Raw genomic sequence first — 23,384 nt, forward strand, 5'->3', positions numbered from 1 at the left:
CATGCGAACGGCCCTCCCCGCCGGGCGGGAAGGGCCGTGCGGTGTCTGGTGACTGACGTGCCCTCAGGCCGCAGTCACGGCCTGCTCGGTCTCCGCCGCCGGCTTGCGGTGGCGTCCGCGCGGAGCCGTCCCGCTGTCCTGCGTGGAGACCTCGCCACGGTGCCGGCCGTGGCCGGCGGAGGCCTCCTGGATGCCGGCGGTACGCGGCTGGTTCGTACTGGCGTCGCTCATCGGAAGGAATTCACCCCGTCAACATGATCTTTTTTACAGCCGGGTGAGTTTAACCGGCCTCCCGGACCCCTGATCCAGGCGGCCACGCCAACCGGCACGGGTTCGTTACAAGGCGTCCCAACGGCGCCTGCTGAAGAGGCACCGGGCGTGCCGCGGCGGGTGCCGCGGGCTCGCCGGGAGGAGCCGGCGGGGCCGGCTGTCCCGGCTCGGTGTGGCCCCCGGACCGCTGCGGATCCGGGGGCGCCGGTTCCGGTGGATGCCCCGCGGGCGCCGGTTGCGGAGGGTGTCCCGGTTGCGGCGGGTGTCCCGGGGGCGCGGCCCGCGTGGGGCCCTCGCCCGGCTCCGCGTGCGGCGGCATCTCGCCGGGCTGCGGCACTCCGCCGGGGTGCGGCATCCCTCCGGGCTGCGGCATCCCGCCGGGCTGCGGCATCCCGCCGGACTCCGGCACCGCCGCCCCGGGCGGGGTCACCCGCGCCACCCCGCACGGCACGGCCTCCGTCACGTACGGCAGCCGCAGCACCCCCTCCGCCGTCCACAGTCCCGTACCGGCCAGCCACCCCTGCGGCGCCGGAAGGTGGTGCACCCGCCGCTCCGCGGGACGCCACACCGCGACCCAGCTGCCCGCCGGGCCGTCCACCCGCAGCGCCACCGCGCAGGTCTCCGGTGTCAGCATCTGGCCCGGCTGGATCGCGAACGGCGTGACGGAGCAGTCCGGCAGCCGCAGGCACTCCGGGAAGCGCACCGGCAGCGTGCTGCCCAGCACGCCCCAGCCGAGGCGCTCCTGCCCGGGCGAGGGCGCGTCCGAGCGGACGATCAGCAGCCCGCTGTCATGGTCGGCGAGCAGCAGCCGGTCGTCGCTGTCGGCGGCGATCTGCAGCAGCGGCGACACCTCACCGCCGCGCTCCAGGTCCACCACGACGGCCTTGGTGCGCCCGCCGGTCTCCCGGTCCAGCGCCAGCAGTCGCTCCGTACGGTCCAGCCACACCCCGCCCGAGCAGCGGCCGGGCAGCTCCGCCAGCCGCTCGGGCCCGAAGGCGCCGCCCGCCACCATCCACACCGACGTCGACCGCGGGCCGACGGCGAGGGCGTACGCCCTCTCGCCCCCGGGCGCAGGCGGCAGCATCCGCAGCCGCGCCGTGGCGTCCGCGCACTCGACCGCGCCCAGCGGCAGCTCACCGGTCCCCGGCCCGGCCGGGTACAGCAGCGAGAAGGCGTGCCGCCCGGCCACCCGCCGGTGGATCAGGACCCGCCCGTCCCCCATGGGCTGCACCTCGGTGCCGGGCTCCTCCGGCTGGTTGCGGGGCAGGGGTACCGCGTAGGGCTCGGGTCCGTCGAGGGTCCAGCGCTCCGGGAACCAGGAGTCGCCGGCCGAGGCGAGGCGTGCGGCGTAGGAACCGTCCGCGGTGAGGGCGCAGCCCGCGGGCGCGGTCCCGTCACCCTCCTCGTGTCCGTCCTCATGTCCGTCCTCATGTCCGTCCTCGTGTCCCGCCGAAGGCTCGATCACACAGGCAGTCATCGTTCGGTCACCTCCGGTGACGAACGTAGTTTTCGTACGCGCGGGCGGGGAATTCCTCGGACCCAGGCTTCACACATAAGGGTGTTCCAGGAACGATTCGCCTGAGGGGAAGGGGGCGATTGTGCTGAGCGGGGCGATGCCGGGCGGCCGGGGGCGGTGACGGTTCAACGCCACAGATCAGACGGGTAGCCTTGCACCCGTGCCCCGTCTGTCTGAAGTCATCGCCGCGCTGGAGAACCTGTGGCCCGCCGAGCGGGCCGAGTCCTGGGACGCGGTCGGCACCGTCACGGGCGACCCGGACCAGCAGGTCACACGGGTGCTGTTCGCCGTCGACCCGGTCCAGGAGATCGTCGACGAGGCGGTGAAGCTGGGCGCCGACCTGCTGGTCACCCACCACCCGCTCTACCTGCGCGGCACCACGACCGTCGCGGCGACGCACTTCAAGGGCCGTGTCGTCCACACCCTGATCAAGAACGACATCGCGCTGCACGTCGCCCACACCAACGCCGACACCGCCGACCCCGGCGTCTCCGACGCCCTCGCCGGCGCCCTGGACCTGCGGGTCACCGGGCCGCTCGTCCCGGACCCCACCGACCCCGGGGGCCGCCGGGGACTGGGCCGGGTCTGCGCCCTGGACGCCCCGCTGACCGTCCGCGAGCTCGCCGCCCGCGCCGCCGAGCGGCTGCCCGCCACCGCGCAGGGCATCCGCGTCGCCGGCGACCCCGAGGCGGTCGTCCGCACGGTCGCCGTCAGCGGCGGCTCCGGCGACAGCCTCTTCGACCACGTACGCGCGGCCGGTGTGGACGCCTTCCTCACCGCGGACCTGCGCCACCACCCGGCCTCAGAAGCCGTGGCCCAAAGCCCCCTCGCGCTGCTCGACGCGGCGCACTGGGCCACCGAGTGGCCCTGGTGCGAGCTGGCCGCGAGCCAGCTCGACGAGATCTCCGACCGGCACGGATGGGACCTGCGCGTCCACATCTCGAAGACGGTCACCGACCCCTGGACCGCGCACGCGGCCTCATCCCCCTCCGAATCCCTGGGAGCCCCGAACTGAACGCCGCGCCCGCCGACCAGATCCGCCTCCTCGACCTCCAGGACCTCGACGTCCGCCTCCAGCAGCTCGCGCACAAGCGCAAGTCGCTCCCCGAGCACGCCGAGATCGAGGCGCTGACCAAGGACCACTCCCAGCTGCGCGACCTGCTCGTGGCCGCGCAGACCGAGGAGAGCGACTGCGCCCGCGAGCAGACCAAGGCCGAGCAGGACGTGGACCAGGTGCGCCAGCGCGCCGCCCGCGACCAGAAGCGCCTCGACTCCGGAGCCGTCTCCTCGCCGAAGGACCTGGAGAACCTCCAGCGCGAGATCGCCTCCCTCGCCCGGCGGCAGGGCGACCTGGAGGACGTGGTGCTCGAGGTCATGGAGCGCCGGGAGTCCGCGCAGGAGCGGGTCGCCGAGCTGTCCGAGCGGACCGGCTCCGTCCAGTCCCGCATCGACGACGCGACCGCGCGCCGGGACGCCGCCTTCGAGCAGATCGACGGCGAGATCGCCACGGTCTCCAAGGAGCGCGAGGTCGTCGCCGGGTCGATCCCCGCGGACCTGCTGAAGCTCTACGACCGGCTGCGCGAGCAGCAGGGCGGCATCGGCGCGGCGAAGCTGTACGCGCGCAGCTGCCAGGGCTGCCGGCAGGAGCTGGCGATCACCGAGCTGAGCGAGATCCGCAAGGCCGCGCCCGACACGGTGATCCGCTGCGAGAACTGCGGCCGCATCCTGGTGCGCACGTCCGAGTCCGGCCTCTAGGACCGCGGGGAGCCCTTCCGGTGCGGGAGTTCATCGTCGAGGCCGACGGCGGGTCGCGGGGCAACCCGGGCCCCGCCGGCTACGGGGCCGTGGTCAGCGACGCGACGACGGGTCAGACCCTGCGGGAGACCGCCGAGTACATCGGCGTCGCCACGAACAACGTCGCCGAGTACCGCGGCCTCGTCGCGGGCCTGCGCGCGGCCCGGGAACTGGACCCGGCCGCGACGGTCCGCGTCCGGATGGACTCCAAGCTCGTCGTCGAGCAGATGTCGGGCCGCTGGAAGATCAAGCACCCCGACTTGAAGCCCCTGGCCGCGGAGGCCGCCCGGATCTTCCCGCCCGGGCAGGTCGCCTACGAGTGGATCCCCCGCGAGCGCAACAAGCACGCGGACCGGCTCGCCAACGAGGCGATGGACGCGGGCGCCAGGGGAGAGCAGTGGTCGGAGGCCGAGTCGACGGCGGAGCTGGAGGCAGCGGCCGGCCCGCGAACGGCGGCTGCCGAGGTTCCCGGACCCGGCGCGACGGACGAGAGGGACGAGACGGCCGAGAGTGGCGAGACGGCCAAGACGGCCGAGAGGGGCGAGACCGCTGAGACTGCCGGGAGCGGCGAGAGGGACGAGGCGGAGGGGCAGGACGCCCCGGCTGACACCCCGACCGCCGGTACCCCGACCTCAGGCGCCCCTGCCCCGGCCCCTGCCCCTACCCCCGCCGCCGAGACCCGCGCCGAAGCCGACACCCGTGCCGCCAGGACCGTGGCCACCCCCGGCTGGGCCCCCGCCGACATGGGCGCTCCCGCCACCTTCGTGCTGCTGCGGCACGGCGAGACCCCGCTCACCCCGCAGAAGAGGTTCTCCGGGAGCGGCGGCACCGATCCCTCGCTCTCCGACGCCGGCCGGGAGCAGGCCGAACGGGCCGCCGCGCTGCTCGCCCGGCGGGGCACGATCCAGGCCGTCGTGTCGTCGCCGCTGGCCCGTACGCGGGAGACCGCCGGTATCGTCGCCGCCCGGCTCGGGCTCGACGTGAGCATCGAGGACGGGCTGCGCGAGACCGACTTCGGCGCCTGGGAGGGCCTCACCTTCGCCGAGGTCCGCGAACGCCACCCCGACGACCTCAGCGCCTGGCTCGCCTCCCCGGACGCCGAACCGACCGGCGGCGGCGAGAGCTTCGCCGCGACCGCCGCCCGGATCGCCGCCGCACGCGACAAGCTGCTCGCGGCGTACGCGGGCCGCACGATCCTGCTCGTCACGCACGTGACCCCGATCAAGACGCTCGTCCGGCTCGCCCTCGGCGCCCCGCCGGAGTCCCTGTTCCGCATGGAACTGTCGGCCGCGTCCCTGTCGGTGGTCGCCTACTACGCCGACGGCAACGCCAGCGTCCGCCTGCTCAACGACACGTCCCACCTGCGCTGAGCGAAGCCGCCTCCCGCGCCAGCGCCTCGACCCGCCCCCAGTCGCGCCCTGCCACGGCGTCCGGCGGCAGCATCCAACTGCCGCCCACGCACCCGACGTTGGGCAGCGCCAGATAGTCCGGAGCGGAGTCCGGGCCGATCCCGCCCGTGGGGCAGAACCGCGCCTGGGGGAGCGGCCCCGCCAGCGACCTCAGATACGCCGTACCGCCCGCGGCCTGCGCCGGGAAGAACTTCATCTCGCGCACCCCGCGCTCCAGCAGCGCCACCACCTCGGACGTGGTCGACACCCCCGGCAGGAACGGCACACCGGACGCCCGCATCGCCTCCAGCAGCCGGTCCGTCCAGCCGGGGCTGACCAGGAACCGGGCGCCCGCGTCCACCACCTCGGCCACCTGCCCGGGACGGATCACCGTCCCGGCCCCGACCACCGCGCCGGGCACCTCGCGGGCGATGACCCGGATCGCCTCCAGGGCCGCAGGCGTCCGCAGCGTCACCTCGATCGCGGGCAGCCCCCCGGCGACCAGCGCCCGCGCCAGCGGTACGGCGTCGCCCGCGTCCTCGATGACGACGACGGGGACGACGGGCGCGAGGTCCAGCACGGAGGCAGGCAGGGGCGAGGAGGAGGCCATGGCCTCATCCTGCCGTCGCCCACGCACCCTGCGCAAAGGTCGTTGCGCAGGGTGCAACGCGCCCCTAGTGAACCTCGTCCACCAGCACGTCCAGCGCCCACGCCCGCCCCGCCTTCGCCGGCGCCTCGGCCTCCACCACGTACCCGAGTTCCCGGAGCACCTCCACCAGCTCGGCGGGCGAACCCGGAGCCGCACCGGCGGTCAGCAGACTCCGCACCATCCGCCCCTTCGTCGCCTTGTTGAAGTGGCTGACCACCTTCCGCGTCGGCGCGTGCAGCACCCGCACGGTCGCCGTCCGCCCGGCCACCTCGCCCTTCGGCTTCCAGGCGGCGGCGTACGCGGCGGACCGCAGGTCCAGCACCAGCCCGTCCCCGGCCGCCTCCGGCAGCACCGACGCCATCGGCGTACGCCAGTGGGCCCCCAGCGCGCCGAGGCCGGGCAGCTTCACGCCCATCGAGCAGCGGTAGGACGGGATCCGGTCCGTCACCCGCACGGCACCCCACAACCCGGAGAACACCAGCAGCCACCGCGCGGCCCGCCTCCGGGCGGCCGCGTCCAGGGAGGCCAGACCGAGCGCGTCGTACAGCACGCCCGTGTAGATCTCCCCGGCCGGCCGGGCCCCGGCGGTCAGCAGCCCGGCGTTCTTCGCGACCTCGCCCCGCAGCCCCTCGCTCAGCCCGAGCACCTCGCGCGCCTTGTCCTCGTCGCCGGAGCACAGCTCGACCAGCTCGGCGAGCACGGCCTCCCGGGCCTCGCCCAGCCCCGGCAGCGACAGCGACTCCGGCTTCAGCGGGGCACCGCGGCCGGAAGGGGCCTTGCCTTCGGACGGCGGCAGCAGGACAAGCACGCGTACTCCTTCGATCGGACTCCGCCGCCAGGGTACGAGGGCCCGGACACCGACCCGGCACGCCCCCGGCGCACGACCGGCCGACGCGGCGCACCAGCCACCGCCGTCACCGCCGTCACCGCCGCTCCTCGCCCACGAGCGCCACCAGCGCCCGCACCTCGGGCCGGACCAGCAGCCACACGATCCTCATCGCCGCTCCTCGGTGAGCATCCGCAGGGTACGGCGGAGGGCCTCCGCCTGGGCGGGGGAAAGGTCGTCGTAGAACGCGCGCATGACGCTCTCCTCGTGGTCCGACTCCCCGATCCCCGGAAACAGCTCCGCGGGCACACAGGCGGCCAGGGCCCGGGCCGCCCCGTCGACGCGCGGATCGTCGACCTCGGCGTCGGCGAGCGCGTCGAGCAGCGCGTACGCCGCACCGGCACGCTCCACACCCCCCGGACTCGCCAGCATCTCCCCGAGGGCCGCCACCATCCGCTCCCGGTCCCCGGCCGGCATGGCGGTCTCCAGGAACGCGATGACCTCGCGGTCCTTGGCGGCCATCGGCGAGTCCGACAGATGGGCCGTCCCGGCGAACAGCGCGGCCAGCTCGGGCGACACGGGCCCTTCGGCGGGCAGCCCGCCCTCCGCCTGGAGCAGCGCCCGCAGCCGCGCACGCCGCTCCCGGAGCGCCTCCTCCTGCCGGGCCAGATCCGCGTCCAGCTCGGTCAGCACCTCGACGAGGTCCTTCCCGGCCTCCTGCGCGAGCACGTCCCGCACCTCGGCGAGCCCCAGCCCCAGCTCGGTCAGCCGCCGGATCCGCGCCAGCACGACGGCATGCCGCAACGTGTACCGGCGGTACCCGTTGGGGCGCCGCTCCGGCTCGGGCAGCAGCCCTTGGTGGTGGTAGTGCCGCACGGCCCGCGTGGTGACACCGACGACGTCGGCGAGTTCTCCGATCCGCATGGGACCAGTACAGACGTTGACGCCGCGGCAGGGTCAAGTCGCGGCCCGGTGCCTGACGACGGCGACCGGTTCGGTGCCTGACGGTGGCGTTGATCGTGTGCCACGATCGAGGGAACGGATCCCGATTCCACCGGCAGGTGATCAGCCGATGTCCCAGTCTGGCGAGCGACCGAAGGAGGGGCGTGACATGACCGCCATGGCCCACGAGCCGCTCTCGCAGGAAGACGTCCTGCTGGAGGGCTTTCTCGCCCTGGACACCCCGGAGGGATTCCGGGCCGAGCTGATCGAGGGGGAGATCGTAGTGACGCCGCCGCCGGACGGGGATCACGAGAAGTACATCAGCCGCATCGTGAGGCAGGTGATCAAGCACTCCCGGACCGACATGGACTTCTCCGGGAACAAGGGCCTCAAGATGAGGAGCGGCGGCGCGTGTCCGAAGAACCACTTGGTTCCGGACGTCACCTTCAGCCCTCTCGCCCGTGACCTGTTCGGCGGGGGTGGCTCATGGATGCCCTGCGACGGCGTCGCCATGGTGCTGGAGGTGACCTCCACGAAGCCGCAGGCCGACCGCGAGGCCAAGCGCCGCTGCTACGCCCGGGCAGACATCCCGCTCTACCTGCTCGTCGACCGTGAGACGGCCCAGGTCACGGTCTTCAGCGAGCCGAAGGACGACGACTACCGCGAACACTGCGCCCGCCCCTTCGGCAAGCCCGTCACCCTCCCGGAACCCTTCGCCTTCGACCTGGACACCGCGGACCTCCTCTGATCCCCTGGGGGCGGGGGGTGCGCCATGGGGACACGAGAACAGGCCCGCTGGACCAGAGCACGACTGGGCCGTGCCGGCCCGCCCCTGGACCTGCTCACGGCCCACTTCGACCAGCACACATACGCACCCCACGCCCACGACGAGTTCACGGTCGGCGTCACCGTCGGCGGCTCCGAGGTCATCGCCTACCGGGGCGGGCACATCCACTCCTACCCCGGCTCGATCGTCGTCCTGGAGCCGGGCGAGATGCACACCGGCGGCCCGGCCGCCACCGACGGCTACGCCTACCAGGCCCTCTACGCCGAACCGGCCCTGCTCGCCGACGGCACCCTCGGCGGCCTCCCGCACTTCCGCGACCCCGTCCTGCACGACCCGGAACTGGCCGCCGCCCTGCGCGCCGCCCACACCGACATCAGCGCCTGCCCCGACCCGCTGGAGGCGGAGTCCCGGCTGCCCTGGCTCCTCACGGCCCTGGCCCGCCGCCACTCGACGGCAAAGGCGGCGCAGGACGCGGTGCCCGGCGCCGGCCACATCGCCAGAACCGTGCGGGACCGCCTGGCGGACGAACTCCTGGACCCCCCGTCCCTGGCCGCCCTGGCCACCGACCTGGGCCTGTCCCGCTACCAGCTCCTGCGCGCCTTCCGCACCACGATGGGCGTACCGCCGTACGCCTGGCTCGCCCAGCACCGGGTCACCCGGGCCCGCGGCCTCCTGGAAGCGGGCCTGCGCCCCGCGGAGGTCGCGGGCCTCGTAGGGTTCGCCGACCAGGCGCACCTCACCCGCTGGTTCCGCCGGGTCCTGGGTGTGACCCCGGCGGCGTACCGCAACAGCGTTCAAGACACCGGACGCTGACCCGGCCGACACTCACCGCATGACTGCACGAGGCTGGTTCCTGTTCTCCCTGATGGGAGTGGTCTGGGGCGTCCCCTACCTGCTGATCAAGGTGGCGGTGGACGAACTGTCCCCCTCCATGGTCGTCTTCACGCGCTGCGCGCTCGGCGCCGCGCTCCTGCTGCCCTTCGCCCTGCGCCAGCCGGGCCTGGTACGCACCGTCCGCACCCACTGGAAGCCGATGCTGGCGTTCGCGGTCATCGAGATCGTCGGCCCCTGGTACACCCTGACCGACGCGGAACGCCACCTCTCCAGCTCCACCGCGGGCCTGCTGATCGCGGGCGTACCGATCGTCGCGGTCCTGCTCTCCCGCTTCTTCGGCGCGGCGGAGTCCCTCGGCACCCGCCGCGTCACGGGCCTCGCGCTGGGCCTGGCCGGAGTCGGCGTCCTCACCGTCCCGCACCTGACGGGCGGCGACGCCTTCTCCCTGGCGGAGGTCCTGGTGACGGTCGTCGGCTACGCCACCGCCCCCCTCATCGCCAGCCGCCACCTCAAGGACGTCCCGACGCTGCACCTGATCACGCCCTGCCTGGCCCTGGCGGCCCTGGTCTACGCCCCCGCGGCCGTCGCCTCGCGCCCCGCCGCCCTCCCCTCACCCGAGACCCTCACCGCCCTCGCGGCCCTCGGCGTCGTCTGCACGGCCGTCGCGTTCGTGGCCTTCCTGGAACTGATCAAGGAGGCGGGCCCGACCCGCGCGGCGGTCATCACGTACGTCAACCCGGCGGTCGCGGTGGCGGCCGGGGCCGCCTTCCTGGACGAGCACCTGACCCCGACGGTCCTGGCCGCCTTCGCCCTGATCCTGGCGGGCTCGGTCCTGGCCACGGCGGCGGCACCGAAGCCCGCGCCACGCCGGGTACCATGGTCGACACGGCAGACGAGCCGGGCGGACGGCCGCGTGGAGTCCCCCTGACGGGGAGCTCCCCGAGGAACGTCCGGGCTCCACAGGGCAGGGTGGTGGCTAACGGCCACCCGGGGTGACCCGCGGGACAGTGCCACAGAAAGCAAACCGCCCAGCACCTCGGTGCTGGGTAAGGGTGAAACGGTGGTGTAAGAGACCACCAGTGCCTGGGGTGACTCAGGCAGCTAGGTAAACCCCACCCGGAGCAAGGTCAAGAGGAAGCACCCCGGTGCTTCTGCGCGGACGACCGAGGGCTGCCCGCCCGAGTCCGCGGGTAGACCGCACGAGGCCGGCGGCAACGCCGGCCCTAGATGGATGGCCGTCACCCCGACGACCGCGAGGTCCCGGGGTACAGAACCCGGCGTACAGCCCGACTCGTCTGCCGCTACCTGCGGCTTTGCCTCGGAACATGACCCGTACCACCGCGCGGTGCCGACGCAGCCACAGGCTCACCACACTGTGTTTCCAGTCAGTCCAGAGGGCGGCGCCGGTCACGCCTGCTGTTTCACATGCTGCGTGAGCTGCTGGAACGTGGACCAGGTGTGTGGGTCGGTTCCATCCCCCAGTGGGTAATGGAGGGCCGGTCTGGTCGGGGGGCCGAGCCGGGTGGGGGCCGGGCCGCCGTGCGGTTGCGCTGCGCGGAGCGAAGGGACGCGCCTGGCCTCGTCGTGGCCGAGCGTGAAGGTGACGGGGATCGCAGGTGGTTCGAGCCGTGCGGGAACGGTGAGGTCGCGGCGGGCAGCACGGAGGGCGGTGAGAAGAGTGACGAGACCGTGCTCGGCGTCGAGTTCGGCCGCGAGGGCCTCGATGGCTTGCAGGGGCGGTGAGTCGTTCTTGCCGTAGCCGAGCGCGAGGGTGATGTCTTCTTCGACGCCCGCCGTCGTCCTGAATGCGCGCAGGGTGGCGAGAGCGTGCTGGTCGGGGTGTCCGACAGCGATCAGCCAGCTGGGGCGAGGCGCACGAGCACGGGCCAGATCGGTCAACTGGCGTGGCGACCAAGGGAGATTGACCGGTTCGGCTGTGCTCCAGCCCGCGGGCGCGGTGCCGGTCAGATGCCGGAATGCGGCCTCCAGGGCTCGGCCGAGGACGAGGTCTGCGTCTGCGGGGTGTCGGGTGCGCAGAGTGAGGAGAAGCTGGCGTTCACCGGTCTCGGCGGCCGTCGTGAACACCTCGGCCACGGAGGCGGTGCCGTCCTTGTCGCGTACGGGGGTGAAGGTGCCGTTCTTCCAGTGGAGTACAGCACCGGACAGGCCGTCGTAGTAGCCGTGCTCGGGGTCCTGGACGACCCAGCGGTTGGGCAGGCCGCGCAGGGCCGTGCGGGTGGGCAGGGTGAGGCGTGCCGTCGGTGGGGTGACGATCTGGAGGGCGCGGTCGGTGGCGGTCGTGGTGCGCAGGGCGTCGGAGAGCCAGCTGGTCATGGCGACGAGGGGGCGGTCCTGGATGACCACGGCCGTCGAGTCGGTGAGGACGTCCACGGCGGGGGTGGAGGTGGCGGGCACCGGGATCGCTGAGACGTCGGTCGTGAGGGGGACGACGTCCGTGGTGGCGGCTTCCGGGGGCCAGACCGTGCCGCCGAGGACGGTGGCCAGGCGCCCTGCGAAGGAGCCGGCGAGGCGTCCGGCCTCTGAGACGGCGGTGGAGGCGCGCGCCTCGGTCCACCACACCGGGCCTTCCTCGACGGGGTGCCCCAGCAGGCGGGTGGTCTCGCCGGGGACCTGGACGAGGATGGGGGCTTCCACGGAGACGAGTGGGCGGCCGTCGGGGGCGCAGAGCTGGACGACGGCACCGTCGGCCGTGGTGTTCACGCCGAGGTCGGGGCCGCCGGCGTACAGGCCCGCCAGAAGGGTGGGCAGGTCCGGCATGCTCGGGGTGAGAGCGATGACGTCCTTCGTCACTCTGCGTCGGCCTCTTCCACGGTCAGGGCGGTCTGGATCAGCTGGTGGGGGCGGCCCCGGCGCACGAGTGTGCCGCGGCCGGGCGGCTGCAGGGAGGCGTACAGGCCCGGAAAGAGCTGGCCCTCGGTGCGCTCGCCGGTCATGACGAGCGCGGCGGTGCCGGTTTCGCGCAGGGCGGTCAGCAGCGGCTCGTACAGCGCGCGGGAGGCGCCGGCGGTGCGGCGGGCGAGGACGAAGTGCAGGCCGATGTCCTGCGCCGAGGACAGGTACGGCAAGAAGGGGGCCAGGGGTTGCTGTCCTGCGGCGGTGAGGATGTCGTAGTCGTCGACGAGGATGACGATCCGCGGTCCGGAGAAGGCGGGCTCGGCGGTCAGCGGCGCATCCGGGTCGGCCGTCTCCGGCAGACGTTTTTCCAGTTCCGTGGCGATGCCGGTGGACAGGGCGGCGGCGAGTTTGGCGTTGTGCGCGTAGCCGCCGCGGTACGGCTCGGGGATCGTGCCGCGCAGGCCGCGGCGCGGGTCGAAGATTCCGAAGACGAGTTCCTCGTCCCCGTAGCGCTCGATGAGCTGGGCGGCGATCAGCTTCAGCAGGTTGGTCTTGCCGCACTCGTTGTCGCCGAGGATCAGCAGGTGCTGGTCGGTACCGAACAGGTCGAGCAGGACCGGGGCGAGGGCGTCCTGGTCGACGCCGAGCGGGATCTTCGTCGGTTCGGCCGCCGGTGAGGGCAGCTTGGTGCTCGGCAGGCGGGTGGGCAGGACCCGTACAGGTGGGGCGAGCTCGCCGTGCCAGGAGGCGCGGATGGTGCGGGTCGTGCGTTCCAGGGACGGGGCCAGGTCGCCGGTCATCGGGTGGTTGTCGATGCGGGGCAGGGCCACCTGGGCGAACAGCTCGCCGTCGGTCAGGGCTCGGCCGGGAGTGCCAGGGGAGAGGGTCTCGGAGAGCTTGCGGTCGATGGAGGAGTCGGCCGGGTCGTTCAGACGCAGCTCGATGCGGCTGCCGAACATGGACTGGGTGGCGATGCGGACGTCGTTCCAGCGCAGCATGCCCGCGACGACGTGGACGCCGTAGCCGCCGCCGCGTTTGAGGAGGTCGGCCACCGCGTCGTCGAGGTCGGCGAATTCCTCGCGCAGGGCGCCGAATCCGTCGATGAGCAGCACGATGTCGGTGGCGCCCAGCTCAGGGAGTCGGTTGTCGGCCCGTAGGTGGCGGAGGTGGCCGACGGAGTCGATGCCGTGCTCGCGGAACAGCTCCTCGCGCTGGGTGAGCATGGTGCGCACCTCGGCGACCGTGCGTGCGGCTCGCTCCCGGTCGGCGCGGCCGGCGATGCCGCCGACGTGGGGCAGGTCGGCCAGGGCGGACAGACCGCCGCCGGCCAGGTCGAGGCCGTAGACGGCGATGTCGTACGGGGTGTGGGTGAGGGCCAGGGAGAGGGCGAGGGTGCGCAGCAGGGTGGTCTTGCCGGACTGCGGGCCGCCGATGACGGCCACGTGACCGCCGGCGACGGTCAGGTCCAGCAACCATGGCCTCTGCCACTGACGGGCCGGGTCGTCGAGGACACCGAGCGGGATGCGCAGCGGGCCGTCACCGTGGGCGAGGCGCAGACCGTCCGGACCGGCCTGGAGGGGGCCCGCGGCAGCATCCAGGGTGATGGCGTCGGGCAGCGGGGGCAGCCAGATCCGGCGTACTGGCGGGGCGGCGGTGGCGAGTTGGCCGACCATGACGGACAGGACGGTCGGTCCGGTCTCCCGCTTGGTGGCGACGGGCTCCTCCGCGGCCACGGCCTGCTGCGGTGTGTTGTACGTCGGGTAGGGCCGGGCGAGCGGCGCGTCGTCGCGCTCCTTGCGCAGGGCCGGTCCGTTGTAGGCACCTGAGACGTACCCGGCCTTGAAGCGTTCGTAGGTGGAGGTGTCGACCTTGAGGTAGCCGAAGCCGGGCAGGGGCGGCAGGTGGAAGGCGTCGGTGGTGTCCAGGACGGTGCGGGACTCGTCGGCGGAGAAGGTGCGCAGGCCCAGACGGTACGACAGGTAGGTGTCCAGGCCCTTGAGCTTGCCGCCCTCGATGCGCTGGCTGGACAGCAGCAGATGGACGCCGATGGAGCGGCCGATGCGGCCGATGGACAGGAACAGGTCGATGAAGTCCGGCTTGGCGGTGATGAGTTCGCCGAACTCGTCGATGACGACGAACAGGTGGGGGAGGGGTTCGAGGTCGGGGCGGGTCGTGGCGCGCAGGGTGGCGTAGTGGCCGATGTCGGCGATGTTCCCGGCGTCCTTGAGGACCTGCTGGCGGCGTTTGACCTCGCCGGCCAGGCTGGAGTGGACGCGTTCGACGAGGCCGGCCTGGTTCTCCAGGTTGGTGATCACCCCGGCGACGTGGGGGAGTTCGGCGAACGGGGCGAAGGTGGCGCCGCCCTTGTAGTCGACCAGGACCAGGGCCAGGTCCTCCGGGGAGTGGGTGGCGGCCAGTGCCAGGACGAGGGTGCGCAGCAGTTCGCTCTTGCCGGAACCGGTGGCGCCCACGCACAGCCCGTGCGGACCCATGCCCAGCTGGGAGGATTCCTTCAGGTCCAGCAGTACCGGCTCGTGCCGGTCCGTGAGGCCGATGGGGACGCGCAGGAAGTCCCGCTCGCCGCGCGGCGCCCACAGCCTCTCGAGGTCGAGCGCGGCCGGGTCGTCGATGCCCAGCAATGCGGGGAGGTCCACCGGCCCGGACACAGGCGTGCCCTCCGCCACCGACTCGGCCGACAGCCGCAGCGGCGCCAGCAGGCGGGCGATGCCCTCGGCACCGGGACCGGTCACCGTGTCGGTCGTGCCGTGGGCGGCCGGGATCTCGGGCGTACGGAGGTCCTCCACGGCGATGCGGTCACCGTCGACGGTGATGCGCACACTGACCTGGTCGGGCTCGTGTACCTGCTGCTGAAGCAGGTGCAGCACGGTGAGGCCCATGTCGGGCAGGCCGATCGCCGAGTCCGGGCGGGGCAGTTCGGCCGCGGTGTCGCCGTAGGTGTCGCTGACCACGAACATGCGGGACGTCAGTCGCAGCGCGTCCCTGCCGGACAGGCCACGGCGCACCTCGGCCGCGTACGCGGCACGCCGCCGCAGGTCGGGCGCGCACAGGCGGGCCAGCTCGGCCAGGTCGGGTGCGATCCGGCGGGCGGCGACGGGACCGTCGTAGACCTGGGTGTCGAGGACGTGAGGCAGCCACTTGGCCCACGCCCAGTCGGACTCCTCGGCCGTGGCGAGGGCGAGCGCCACGTCGTCCGGGGCATGGGTGACCGCCGTCTGGAGCAGGAGCGCGCGGGCGACGCGGAGGACACCTTCCCTGTCGCCGACGACGCTGACGTTGCCGGCCCGGTCCAATGGCACGGTGAGCGGGAAGTCCGTGGTCGTGCCGAAGCGGTTCTGCAATGCGCGGGCCTCGTTCAGCATGAACGGGTCGGGAGGGGTGAGCACTCCGCCGGCGCTGTTCTGCGCGATCTCCGGTTCTTGGGCCGGTACGTCACCGGTGCCCACCCGCACCCGTAGGAAGTCGGCGTCCTGGCGGCGGCGCTCCCACAGCCGTGCCGGGTCGCGGACGAGGTCGTACAACGCCTCCGGCGGTGGATTGAGCAGCCGGGAACGCTGCCGTCGCTCCCGCTCGGCGGTGCCCAACTCCTCGCGGAGTCCCTCCAGATACTCCAGATACCGCTCACGCTGGATGCGCCGGGTGCGCTGCCCCTTGCCCCGCTGGGACAGGAACAGGGCCACCGCCCCTAGCAGGGCCACGACCAGCACGATTGCGCCGATCGCGGCGAACTGGCTGCTGCGGACGACGGTCATCAGCACGACGGAGCTGAGAACACCGGCCATGGGCAGCAGCGCCGTGGCCGCACTACCGATCTTGCCCTCGGGCAGATTCGGAGGCGCTTCGATCGTGCGCGGCTCGGCAGGGGCGAGTGGCCGGGTGGACCGCGCGGGCCGGTGGACGATCTGCTGGGTCACCGGACCCGCACCGCCCGCTGCATCACCGCGGCCGCCAGACGGACGGCCGCGTCGCGGGTTGCCTGGCTCAGCATGGCGGTGTGGATGGGGCCTCCTTGGGCGAGATGACGGTCGTAGGGCAGCGGGATCACCGGGACACCGGGCTCGCGCAGGTGCGCGGCGGCCGACTTCACATCGAGCGTGGTGTCGGGGGAGGCTGCGCTGAGGGCGACGACGGTGGCGTCCAGGGCGGAGTGCGGCAACTGGCCGAGCCAGTCGAGGACCTGTCGGGTGCCGTGCACGCCCTCGGCGGTCATCGGCGCGACCACCACCCGTGCGTGGGCGGTGTCCATCGCGGCGCGCGCCACCTCACCGGGCAGTGTCTCGCAGTCCACCACCGTCACCGCGAAATAGCGCCGCAGGGCCGTCGCCACCGTCATGTAGGTGCGCAGGTCCAGAGGGGCACCGACCCGGCCCTGGCCCGCCGGCAGCAGCCAGCCGCCGTCGGCAACCGGCACCAGGTAGCCGGTGACGTCGGTCAGGCGCATGGAGGGAGTGAGAATCCGGGCAAGGTCCGCACAGCACCAGCGCACCGTGTCCGCGCCCAGCCGCACCGGGAGCGTGCCGAGCGCCGCGTCGGCCTCCAGGGCGAGCACCGGGTCGTGCCGGTAGTGGTTGAAGGTACGAGCCAGCAGCGCGGACACCGTCGACTTGCCGACGCCACCACGGATCGAGGTCACCGCGATCACCCGGCCGGTCGTCACCGGCTGCTGCAACTCCTGGGCGAACCGTGTCTGTTCGGCGACCTCCTGCCCGGCGGAGGCGGTGAGTTTCCGGAGCGTGCGTCCGGTACGACGTGCGACCGAGTCGCCGTGCTGGGGGCGGCCGAGGGCAATGGCGAGACGGGGGTCGACGGTGGGGAGAGATTGCGGGGCCGGGGCAGGGGCCTGCGGGTCGTGGGCCTGGCGAGGCACGGGAGGAGCAGCGGGGGACGGCTCGGGATGCGCTGCGGGTCCTGTTTCCGGCTGCGCGGGGGAGCCCGGGACCGCGCGTGGCTCGGCGGGAGAGGACGGGACCGGTGCCTCCCCGGAGGAACCGCCGGCGAGCTCCCGCAACAGATCGTGCTGCCAGTCTCCTCCCCCGGTCATGCCCATCTCCGTGCCCTCACGCGAAGGTGCCGAGCAGCCGCCCGTACACCCCGAACACGCCGATGACCAGCGGAAGCATGGCGATCACGGCGGTTGACTCCAGAACGTCGCCGATGCGCCGCAGCCGAACCCGCACATGTTCGGCGGGCTCCACGCTCAGCACCACGAGGGGGACGACCGCGAGCAGGGCCAGTACGGCAATCGGGCCGGCCGCCGCGGTGTTCTCCAGCCACAGCACAACGAGCCGCACCGCGACAACGGTCGCGGCCACGAGCAGCACCACGACTTCGGCGGTCAGCGGAAACGCACGCGCCCGTAGCCCGAGCGCCACCATGACCATGACACCGAGCAGCACCGTCCACACCGACACCGAGCGCAGCACCATGACTCCGGCCACGGCCGCCGAGGCGGCCAGCACGACGGTCGCGATCGCCAGCCCGCGATGGGTGGCCGCCAGTGCCGTGGCCACCTGGTACCGGCTCACCGACGCCCCACCTGTACGCCGGTCGTCCAGCCCGGTCAGCCCCGACGCCATCAGCGCCAGCCGCGGCAGCACGCCCAGGGCGACGATGGAGAAAGCCGCCAGCAACGCGCCGGCCCGGGCCTGCCCGGCCGCGGACCCCCCACCGTCCTGAAGGGCGATGGCCACTTCCCACAGCACGAGACACCCGCCGACCGCCCCGGCCCCGACCAGCCCCCCGCGCCCCAACCGCGTGAACCATCCGGCGAGCAAGAGCGCAGTCGCCACGGAGACGGCGAGCCCCGCGAGTCGCTGCGGACCAGACCAGCCGTACGCGTCAGCACAGGTCCAGACTCCCAGGACGCCCAGGGCGCCGGCCGTGACGATCAAGGTGATGGCAAGACCCTGCCGCCGCACACGCCCGCACAGCACCCCGGCGAGCGCACCCGCACCCGCGGCGGCGAGCAACCCGGCGCCGACCGCCGCCAGATCGAACTCTCCGCGGGCGAGCACGCCCGCGGCCACCGCCCAGAGCACGGTCGCGGCGCCGGCGACCACCCTGCGCACCGCAGGGCGCCACCGCCACGCCCGAACGTCGAGATCGTCGGCGACCTCGTCGCTCACGTCGTGCACGACAGGAGCCGATGGCGCGTCCTGCACGCGAACCAGCCGCAACACGGCCCCGTCCGGCACACCGGCCGACGCCAAGGAAGAGTCGGGCTCCAGCGCGGAGCCGTCAGCAGTGACGAGATGCCGCGACTCGGGCCGAGCGCCCACGCGGTCGTCCAGCAACCGCATGATCTCGGGCAGGAGAACCCCGACCGGCTCCAGCGAGGGCAGTACGAGGTCGACCCGGCGCCGCTCGCCGACCAGGGTGACCCGGCTGAGCGCCGTACGCCGGCCGGCCGCTGAACGGCTCAAAGTCCCCGTGGGTATCACGCGTTCGAACCTATCACCGGGTAGAAGAGGCCCCGGAGGGCGAGGGCGACAACGATCCGGACGGCTGCGGCGAGGGCACCGAGGCCCCGTACGGGCTCTTCCCGATGACCCGATGCGACACGAACGACCACCCCACACACCCCGCGCACACCACGGCCGCGATCACCACCCCGGCGAACAGCTTCCCCAACCTCTCGTCGGCGGAACGCCGCTGGCGCTGGGTGCCGAAGAGCAGGGCGTCGCGGAGACGGCGACGGCGTACCGACACCGACTCCAGGAGCTGGCTGTCATAGTCCTGGGCCGTCACGTCGGGAACTCGCCCAGCCAGCTGTGCTCGACGAGGTGCTTGGGGAGGTAGTCCGACTCCACCCCGAGGGCGACCTGCCCGTCAAAAGCCCAGCAGGCCATCGCCAGCGGGCCCAGGGCGATGCTGCCGTCGATGTCCGCCGCCCGTTCCTCGGTCAGGGTCCAGTACGCCTTATGCAGCTTCAGCGCCTCGATCAGGCCCGAGGCGAAGCCGTCCCAGTCGTTCGCGATCAAGCGGGAGAAGAGGTGGATCGGCGGATAGAGCACGCCGTCGAGCAGATCGCGGGGGGCGATACGGGCCACGTCGGGGTGTGACATCTCCAGTGTGGCGGTGAGCTTCTCCACCAGCCCGGGCCGCCGCAGCCAGTACGTCTGCAGCGTGTCCACCCAGTGGTAGATGTACTCGTCGTACTGCCCCTCCGGCGATCGCAGCCGCTCCAGCGGGATCTCACAGAGCTGCGTCATGCGCTGGGGTTCGCGGCAGATGACGGCCAGCCAGAAGGCGGTGAGCCAGGTACCGGCGTCTGCGGTGGAGAGTGTGCCGACGGCCGGGAGGCTGCGTACCTTGTGGTCGATGCGGCACTCGATGGTCCCCTCACGCACACCCGTCGCGGCGAACAGAGCCGAGCCGAGCTGCATCGCATTGACGGCAGCCTCCCACGTCTCCACTGCCGCTGCTCGCGGGTCGATGACACAGCGGGCACGCAACATCATGACCGCGGTACCGAAGGTCGAGTCGATCACGGCCGTCGACGCCTCGAGACCACCGATTTCCCAGGCCAGGTGCTCGCCCAGCCGCTCGGCGAACTGCTTGGCCTCAGGTCCGGCCGACAGCCCATGCCGGGCAATTTGTACGGTCATGGCAGAGTTCCCTTGCTGATGTCGAACCGTCGGTACTGGTAGCCAGTGTACGAACCGGCGTTTTTCTCACCCTTGACGACGGCGTATTCTAGTTTCCCTTCTTTGAGCGCTGTTTGGAGATCCCGTACGAGGCCGAACTCGCCCCGCCTCTTCATGGCCTCCATGATATCGAAGAAGTACTCTCTGCTTCCCTGGGAGACTTGCCGACCATTCGGAAGTGTGCGTCTACCAAGGTCGGTACCGGGACTGCTCTTAGCCTCAATGACGACAATTCGACCATCCTCGTGCTTCCATACCTGGTCGAACTGGTCGTTGCCGTTCTTCGGCCCCAGCAGCGGCTGATTCTCGAAGTCCGGATAGTTCTCGGCCACGTAGTGATATTCGGCTGCTTTCTCGCCAAACGCCTCGGCGGCGTCCCCCATCGCGGTATGCGATTCCTTATACGCCCCCTTGGCCTCTCCCCACTGCGCGGTCGTATTGACAGTCCCGTGCAACTCGTGTGCGGCGCCCGTCTGTGCCTTCCAGTCCGCGACCAGGTTGTCGTATTGGACAGCGGCATGGCGCTCCCACGCGGCATCTTCCAGAACGCGGAGCCTGTCCGCACTTGTCACAGTGTCCGCGCCCACGCGGATGTAGTCGGCGTCGACGAAATGCGGCTTGGGAGGCTCGGGAACATCCTTGGCGCGAATCCACGGATCGTTGTCCGACAACCGCGTGAGCTGGGGCGGCGTGTACCCGCTCTCGTCGTGGACTTCCAGGAGCTTTCGAGTGCCGTCCTTGCGGTAGTAGTGCTCGCGATACCCGGGCTCGTGGTTGGCCCGGTAGACCTGGATCTCCTCGATCTGCTCCCGCGTGAGCGTTCCGCGAGGTCCGTAAGGGTTGAACCCGTCCTGCATGAAGCTGGGGCGCGGGGGCACCGAGTGCTGGCCAGGGAGCCCGCTGTCCGGGCCGGTCACTCTGTTTAGGCCGCTGCCGCTGCCGCCGGAGCCGGTACCGACATGGCCGTCGCCGACCGGCCCGGCACCGCCCGAACCGGTCGCCTCAGAACCGACGGCATGGGTGCTTCCAGCCCCTCCGGACGCTTCCCCCGAGCCCCGCGACATCGCGCCGGCCGCGGCGAGTTCCCGCTCCCGCGCCGATACGGTCCCCTCGGGAACGGAGCGCTCCTGCTTCGGTGCCTCGCCGACGAGGTCGCCGTGTTTGTCGTAGGCGATGAACTTGCCGTCCTCGATGACGAGCCTGGAACCATCGGAGAGTTCCAGGATGCTGTGCGGGGCGGACAGATCGGGGATGCCGTCCACGCCCCGCAGGCTCGCCGCGACCTCGGCGATTTTCGGCACGGCATGGCCCGTCACCTTCACCGCCGCGTTGATCGGGTCGATCGCGTCGCCGACCTTCGCGACCGTGGTGGCCACCTTGGCAGCGGTGCCCGCCTTGCCCGCGGAGGCGACCTTGAGCGGGCCGGCGCCCAGGGTGAGCCCGTTGAAGACGACAGTGGCCGCAGCTCGGGCCGGGTTCTCCTTCCACATGTCCCAGGCGACGAAGGACTTGCCGAACTCCTTGGCGTACTTCTTGCTGTCCTGGGCGAAGTCGGTCGCGAAGACGCCGGTGGGCTTCCGGCCGCCGGATTCCATGAGATAGGTCTCGGCCCCGACCACCGCCCGGACCAGGCCTTCCCAGGCCTGCCCCGCACTGTCGGAGCCATGGAATCCGGCGAGGGTCGCGATACCGTCGATGGTGCCCCAGACGTTGTCGACGATGATGCCGTCCCAGAAGAAGCTCTTGGCGTAGTAGCCGAGGTCGTCGGGGTCCCACCAGTCGTGGGACTGGGTGACCGGCGTGCCCCAGGGGAGTTCCTTCGCCTGGTCCAGTACCTCGGCGCTGTAGCCGTAGAGCTCGGCACCACGGGGTATGAGCTGCTTGGCCCCGGTGTTCATCACGTACTGGGTGCCGCCGACCAGTGCTGTGATCTTGTTGTTGCAGGCGATCTCGGCAGCGGCGAACTGCTCCTGTGCGACGTGCACGTCATGCATCAGAGCCTGGTGCTGTGAGACCTTGTCCGCGTCATCGGTCCAGTTCTCGTCGAACTCCCCGCTGTCGGTCCTCAGCCCGGCGACGAACGTTGTCGCCTGGCCCTGCAACCGTTCCAACCGCCGAGCGATCGGCGCGACTTCGGCCGCATACGTCCTCAGCGCGTCGGCCACCGTGGCGACCTTGTCCCCGAACCGGTCGGCGGCGTCGCGCACGGGCGTGGTGGAGGCGAAGAGGTCCTCCGCCTCCGGCGCCTGGTAGAAGGCCGACAGCCCCTGGAACTGCCGATGCGCCTCACCGCCGGCCTGACGGATGCCGTCCGCTTCCTTCCGCAGGGCGTCCGTGTGCTGTTCCAGCTGACCGAGATCACCGGTGAACAGCGGGATGGACTCCGGCTTGATCACTGGAGACCAGCCTTCCAGCCGTCCGGCATGTCGGGCCTGATCAGTCCGGCAGCCCGCTGCTGCGCTTCCGCGGCCATCTCCAGGTCACCGTCCCGGTACGCCACCGTGGCCTCCACCGCGCCGTTGACCGACTTGCCGACACGCTCGCCTATGAACTTCAGCTCGTCCGCGGTGCCTTCCATGAATTCCGCGAGAGCGGCGGCCACCAGCCCGGTCTGCCCCTTGTGCTCACCGCCCGCCCCACCCGGGGCGAGCGTCCCCGCCGAGGTGGCCGCGCCCTGCACGTCCCCCGAGTACGCCTGGACGATCTCGTCCAGGACTTTCATGACGTCGCCGACGTTCGAGACCACACTCTGAACCCCGGACGGCGAGATGTCCCATGCCGGCATGCGCCAGCCCCCGTTTCCCTCTCCCGGCCCTTGTCCCTGCCCCTGCTGCCGCTGAGCGTCCGGCGTCAGCCGATGTTGTCGACGGCCGCCCGCGCCTTGGCCAGGGTCGTCTGCGCGGTCCCGTCGTTCTGCTCCATGGTCGTGCGGACCAGCCGGATGATCTCGCGGACCTCACCGGCGGCGCGGTGCCAGCGGTTCTCCTTGCCGTGGTACTCGTCGGCGACTCCGTCCGCCGTGAAGTCGGCCATCGCGGCCTTCACGGCGCGGTCGCGGTCGGCCAGTACGCGCTCCAACTGCCCGATGACGGCGTGCAGGCTGATCTGCACCTCGCTGGAGGCGCCGGTGTCGTACGAACGGCGGTCCAGGTTCTGACCCATGGTCGGATTCCCCCTCGGAAACGGTGACAACGGTGACGGTGAAGGTGGCTACGGCCGACGGGCGCCTACGGCGCCTCCGTGGCTAGCGCGCGCCGAAGCGAGCCGCGTCGAAGTTGGCGGCACCCATGTTCTGGTGGGCGTTGTCCTCCAACTCCACGTCACCGGTCCCGAACGCGGTGTCCATGCCGGACTGGCCGCCCAGGATCGCACTCAGCGAACCGTTCAGCGCAGCGGTGATCTCGTCGGCGTTCAGCTTGAACCTGTCGAACGCGGCCTTGCCCGCCCCGTTGAACTTGCCCTCCAACGGCTCCGCCGCCTGGACCAGCCACGTGATCAGCGTGCCCAGGTCCTCACTCGACCCGACGGTGCTCTTCCCGAGCTCCGACAGGGTCGTCGACCCCATGTCGAACTTCATACCCCTACCCCCCGTAAGCGTGTTGCGCAGTGGCGCCGCGCGATCACTGCAGCGTACTCACACGGTACGTGTGACTCACAGTTCGTCGAACATCCTTCCGCACCTTGCGTTGCAGGCGCAACGCAGATGAGCCCGAACTGGCCTGATCTCGTACGTGGATGGCCGCCGCCCGGAGCGCTGCGAGGAACCCGTCTGCGAGCAGCGGCGTCCGGCGCGTCCGCCCTTCGGGCGGACGGCGGTTTGTTCGCGGGTTTGAGCTGAACCGCTGACGGGGTGGTTCC

Annotated in this window: 20 protein-coding genes, 1 other RNA gene and 1 pseudogene; 7 read left to right on the plus strand and 15 right to left on the minus strand. The window is 72.0% G+C overall.

Annotated elements, in window-relative coordinates; genetic code table 11:
• Positions 1-63 precede the first annotated feature (63 nt).
• Together ABZY20_RS00695 and ABZY20_RS00700 are read right to left on the minus strand one after the other, a co-directional pair.
• The gene (locus ABZY20_RS00695) at positions 64-231 is read right to left on the minus strand and encodes a hypothetical protein (protein ID WP_356434566.1); all 168 of its coding nucleotides are present in this window, start codon (positions 229-231) and stop codon (positions 64-66) included.
• Between the two features lie 49 nt (positions 232-280).
• Positions 281-1,747, minus strand: a complete 1,467-nt coding sequence (locus ABZY20_RS00700; protein ID WP_356434568.1) for a hypothetical protein — start codon at positions 1,745-1,747, stop codon at positions 281-283.
• Positions 1,748-1,946: 199 nt separating this feature from the next.
• On the opposite strand from ABZY20_RS00700, the gene ABZY20_RS00705 reads away from it, so the two are divergent.
• Genes ABZY20_RS00705 through ABZY20_RS00715 form a run of 3 tightly spaced genes read left to right on the plus strand, consistent with a single transcriptional unit; the run spans position 1,947 to position 4,950 of the window.
• Positions 1,947-2,801 carry a Nif3-like dinuclear metal center hexameric protein gene (locus ABZY20_RS00705; protein WP_356434571.1) on the plus strand — a complete coding sequence of 285 codons (855 nt, stop codon included), beginning with the start codon at positions 1,947-1,949 and terminating at the stop codon, positions 2,799-2,801.
• Complete coding sequence (locus ABZY20_RS00710) at positions 2,798-3,541, plus strand: C4-type zinc ribbon domain-containing protein (protein WP_356435979.1); 744 nt, start codon at positions 2,798-2,800, stop codon at positions 3,539-3,541. Before ABZY20_RS00705 ends, ABZY20_RS00710 begins: the two co-directional genes overlap by 4 nt.
• Positions 3,542-3,561: 20 nt before the next feature.
• On the plus strand, positions 3,562-4,950 hold the full coding sequence (locus ABZY20_RS00715; protein ID WP_356434574.1) for a bifunctional RNase H/acid phosphatase: 1,389 nt from the start codon (positions 3,562-3,564) through the stop codon (positions 4,948-4,950).
• Here ABZY20_RS00715 and ABZY20_RS00720 read toward each other — a convergent pair.
• From ABZY20_RS00720 to ABZY20_RS00730, 3 genes are all read right to left on the minus strand, one after another.
• Entirely contained in the window at positions 4,925-5,578 is a 654-nt protein-coding gene (locus tag ABZY20_RS00720; protein ID WP_356434577.1) for a bifunctional 4-hydroxy-2-oxoglutarate aldolase/2-dehydro-3-deoxy-phosphogluconate aldolase, read from the minus strand. The two genes, ABZY20_RS00715 and ABZY20_RS00720, sit on opposite strands and share 26 nt — an antisense overlap.
• A gap of 64 nt (positions 5,579-5,642) precedes the next feature.
• Positions 5,643-6,425: a peroxide stress protein YaaA gene (gene yaaA / locus ABZY20_RS00725; RefSeq protein ID WP_356434579.1), complete on the minus strand. Its 783-nt coding sequence runs from the start codon at positions 6,423-6,425 to the stop codon at positions 5,643-5,645.
• Between the two features lie 186 nt (positions 6,426-6,611).
• Positions 6,612-7,367 carry a MerR family transcriptional regulator gene (locus ABZY20_RS00730; RefSeq protein ID WP_356434581.1) on the minus strand — a complete coding sequence of 252 codons (756 nt, stop codon included), beginning with the start codon at positions 7,365-7,367 and terminating at the stop codon, positions 6,612-6,614.
• 187 nt (positions 7,368-7,554) lie between these two features.
• Here ABZY20_RS00730 and ABZY20_RS00735 point away from each other — a divergent pair, with 187 nt between their 5' ends.
• The 4 genes and pseudogenes from ABZY20_RS00735 (at position 7,555) to rnpB (ending at position 10,304) form a co-directional block, all read left to right on the plus strand.
• Entirely contained in the window at positions 7,555-8,133 is a 579-nt protein-coding gene (locus ABZY20_RS00735) for a Uma2 family endonuclease (RefSeq protein ID WP_356434583.1), read from the plus strand.
• Positions 8,134-8,157: 24 nt separating this feature from the next.
• Positions 8,158-8,985 carry an AraC family transcriptional regulator gene (locus ABZY20_RS00740; RefSeq protein ID WP_356434586.1) on the plus strand — a complete coding sequence of 276 codons (828 nt, stop codon included), beginning with the start codon at positions 8,158-8,160 and terminating at the stop codon, positions 8,983-8,985.
• A 52-nt stretch (positions 8,986-9,037) separates the two neighbouring features.
• Positions 9,038-9,784: pseudogene (locus tag ABZY20_RS00745) on the plus strand (EamA family transporter); the annotation flags it as partial.
• 115 nt (positions 9,785-9,899) lie between these two features.
• Positions 9,900-10,304: RNase P RNA component class A (rnpB, locus tag ABZY20_RS00750), an RNA gene on the plus strand.
• Between the two features lie 109 nt (positions 10,305-10,413).
• On the opposite strand, the gene ABZY20_RS00755 is transcribed toward rnpB, so the two are convergent.
• The 10 genes from ABZY20_RS00755 to ABZY20_RS00800 all read right to left on the minus strand — a co-directional run bounded on the left by ABZY20_RS00755 (position 10,414) and on the right by ABZY20_RS00800 (position 23,103).
• Positions 10,414-11,817: a DUF6177 family protein gene (locus ABZY20_RS00755; RefSeq protein WP_356434589.1), complete on the minus strand. Its 1,404-nt coding sequence runs from the start codon at positions 11,815-11,817 to the stop codon at positions 10,414-10,416.
• The gene (eccCb, locus tag ABZY20_RS00760) at positions 11,814-15,794 is read right to left on the minus strand and encodes a type VII secretion protein EccCb (RefSeq protein ID WP_356434591.1); all 3,981 of its coding nucleotides are present in this window, start codon (positions 15,792-15,794) and stop codon (positions 11,814-11,816) included. The genes ABZY20_RS00755 and eccCb overlap by 4 nt, the downstream gene beginning before the upstream one ends.
• Positions 15,791-16,927 (minus strand): hypothetical protein, encoded by a 1,137-nt coding sequence (locus ABZY20_RS00765; protein ID WP_356434592.1) that lies wholly within the window; start codon positions 16,925-16,927, stop codon positions 15,791-15,793. Before ABZY20_RS00765 ends, eccCb begins: the two co-directional genes overlap by 4 nt.
• Positions 16,928-16,937: 10 nt before the next feature.
• The gene (eccD, locus tag ABZY20_RS00770; protein ID WP_356434594.1) at positions 16,938-18,302 is read right to left on the minus strand and encodes a type VII secretion integral membrane protein EccD; all 1,365 of its coding nucleotides are present in this window, start codon (positions 18,300-18,302) and stop codon (positions 16,938-16,940) included.
• Positions 18,303-18,333: 31 nt separating this feature from the next.
• Complete coding sequence (locus ABZY20_RS00775; RefSeq protein WP_356434596.1) at positions 18,334-18,627, minus strand: hypothetical protein; 294 nt, start codon at positions 18,625-18,627, stop codon at positions 18,334-18,336.
• Complete coding sequence (locus tag ABZY20_RS00780; RefSeq protein ID WP_356434598.1) at positions 18,624-19,487, minus strand: immunity 49 family protein; 864 nt, start codon at positions 19,485-19,487, stop codon at positions 18,624-18,626. Before ABZY20_RS00780 ends, ABZY20_RS00775 begins: the two co-directional genes overlap by 4 nt.
• Positions 19,484-21,922, minus strand: a complete 2,439-nt coding sequence (locus ABZY20_RS00785) for a hypothetical protein (protein ID WP_356434600.1) — start codon at positions 21,920-21,922, stop codon at positions 19,484-19,486. The genes ABZY20_RS00780 and ABZY20_RS00785 overlap by 4 nt, the downstream gene beginning before the upstream one ends.
• Positions 21,919-22,311, minus strand: a complete 393-nt coding sequence (locus ABZY20_RS00790) for a DUF6507 family protein (protein WP_356434603.1) — start codon at positions 22,309-22,311, stop codon at positions 21,919-21,921. The genes ABZY20_RS00785 and ABZY20_RS00790 overlap by 4 nt, the downstream gene beginning before the upstream one ends.
• 65 nt (positions 22,312-22,376) lie before the next feature.
• The gene (locus tag ABZY20_RS00795) at positions 22,377-22,688 is read right to left on the minus strand and encodes a pore-forming ESAT-6 family protein (protein WP_356434606.1); all 312 of its coding nucleotides are present in this window, start codon (positions 22,686-22,688) and stop codon (positions 22,377-22,379) included.
• An 82-nt stretch (positions 22,689-22,770) separates the two neighbouring features.
• The gene (locus ABZY20_RS00800; protein ID WP_356434609.1) at positions 22,771-23,103 is read right to left on the minus strand and encodes a hypothetical protein; all 333 of its coding nucleotides are present in this window, start codon (positions 23,101-23,103) and stop codon (positions 22,771-22,773) included.
• Positions 23,104-23,384: the final 281 nt, after the last annotated feature.

It is taken from the genome of Streptomyces sp. NPDC006624 (assembly GCF_040611555.1).
Lineage (GTDB): Bacteria > Actinomycetota > Actinomycetes > Streptomycetales > Streptomycetaceae > Streptomyces.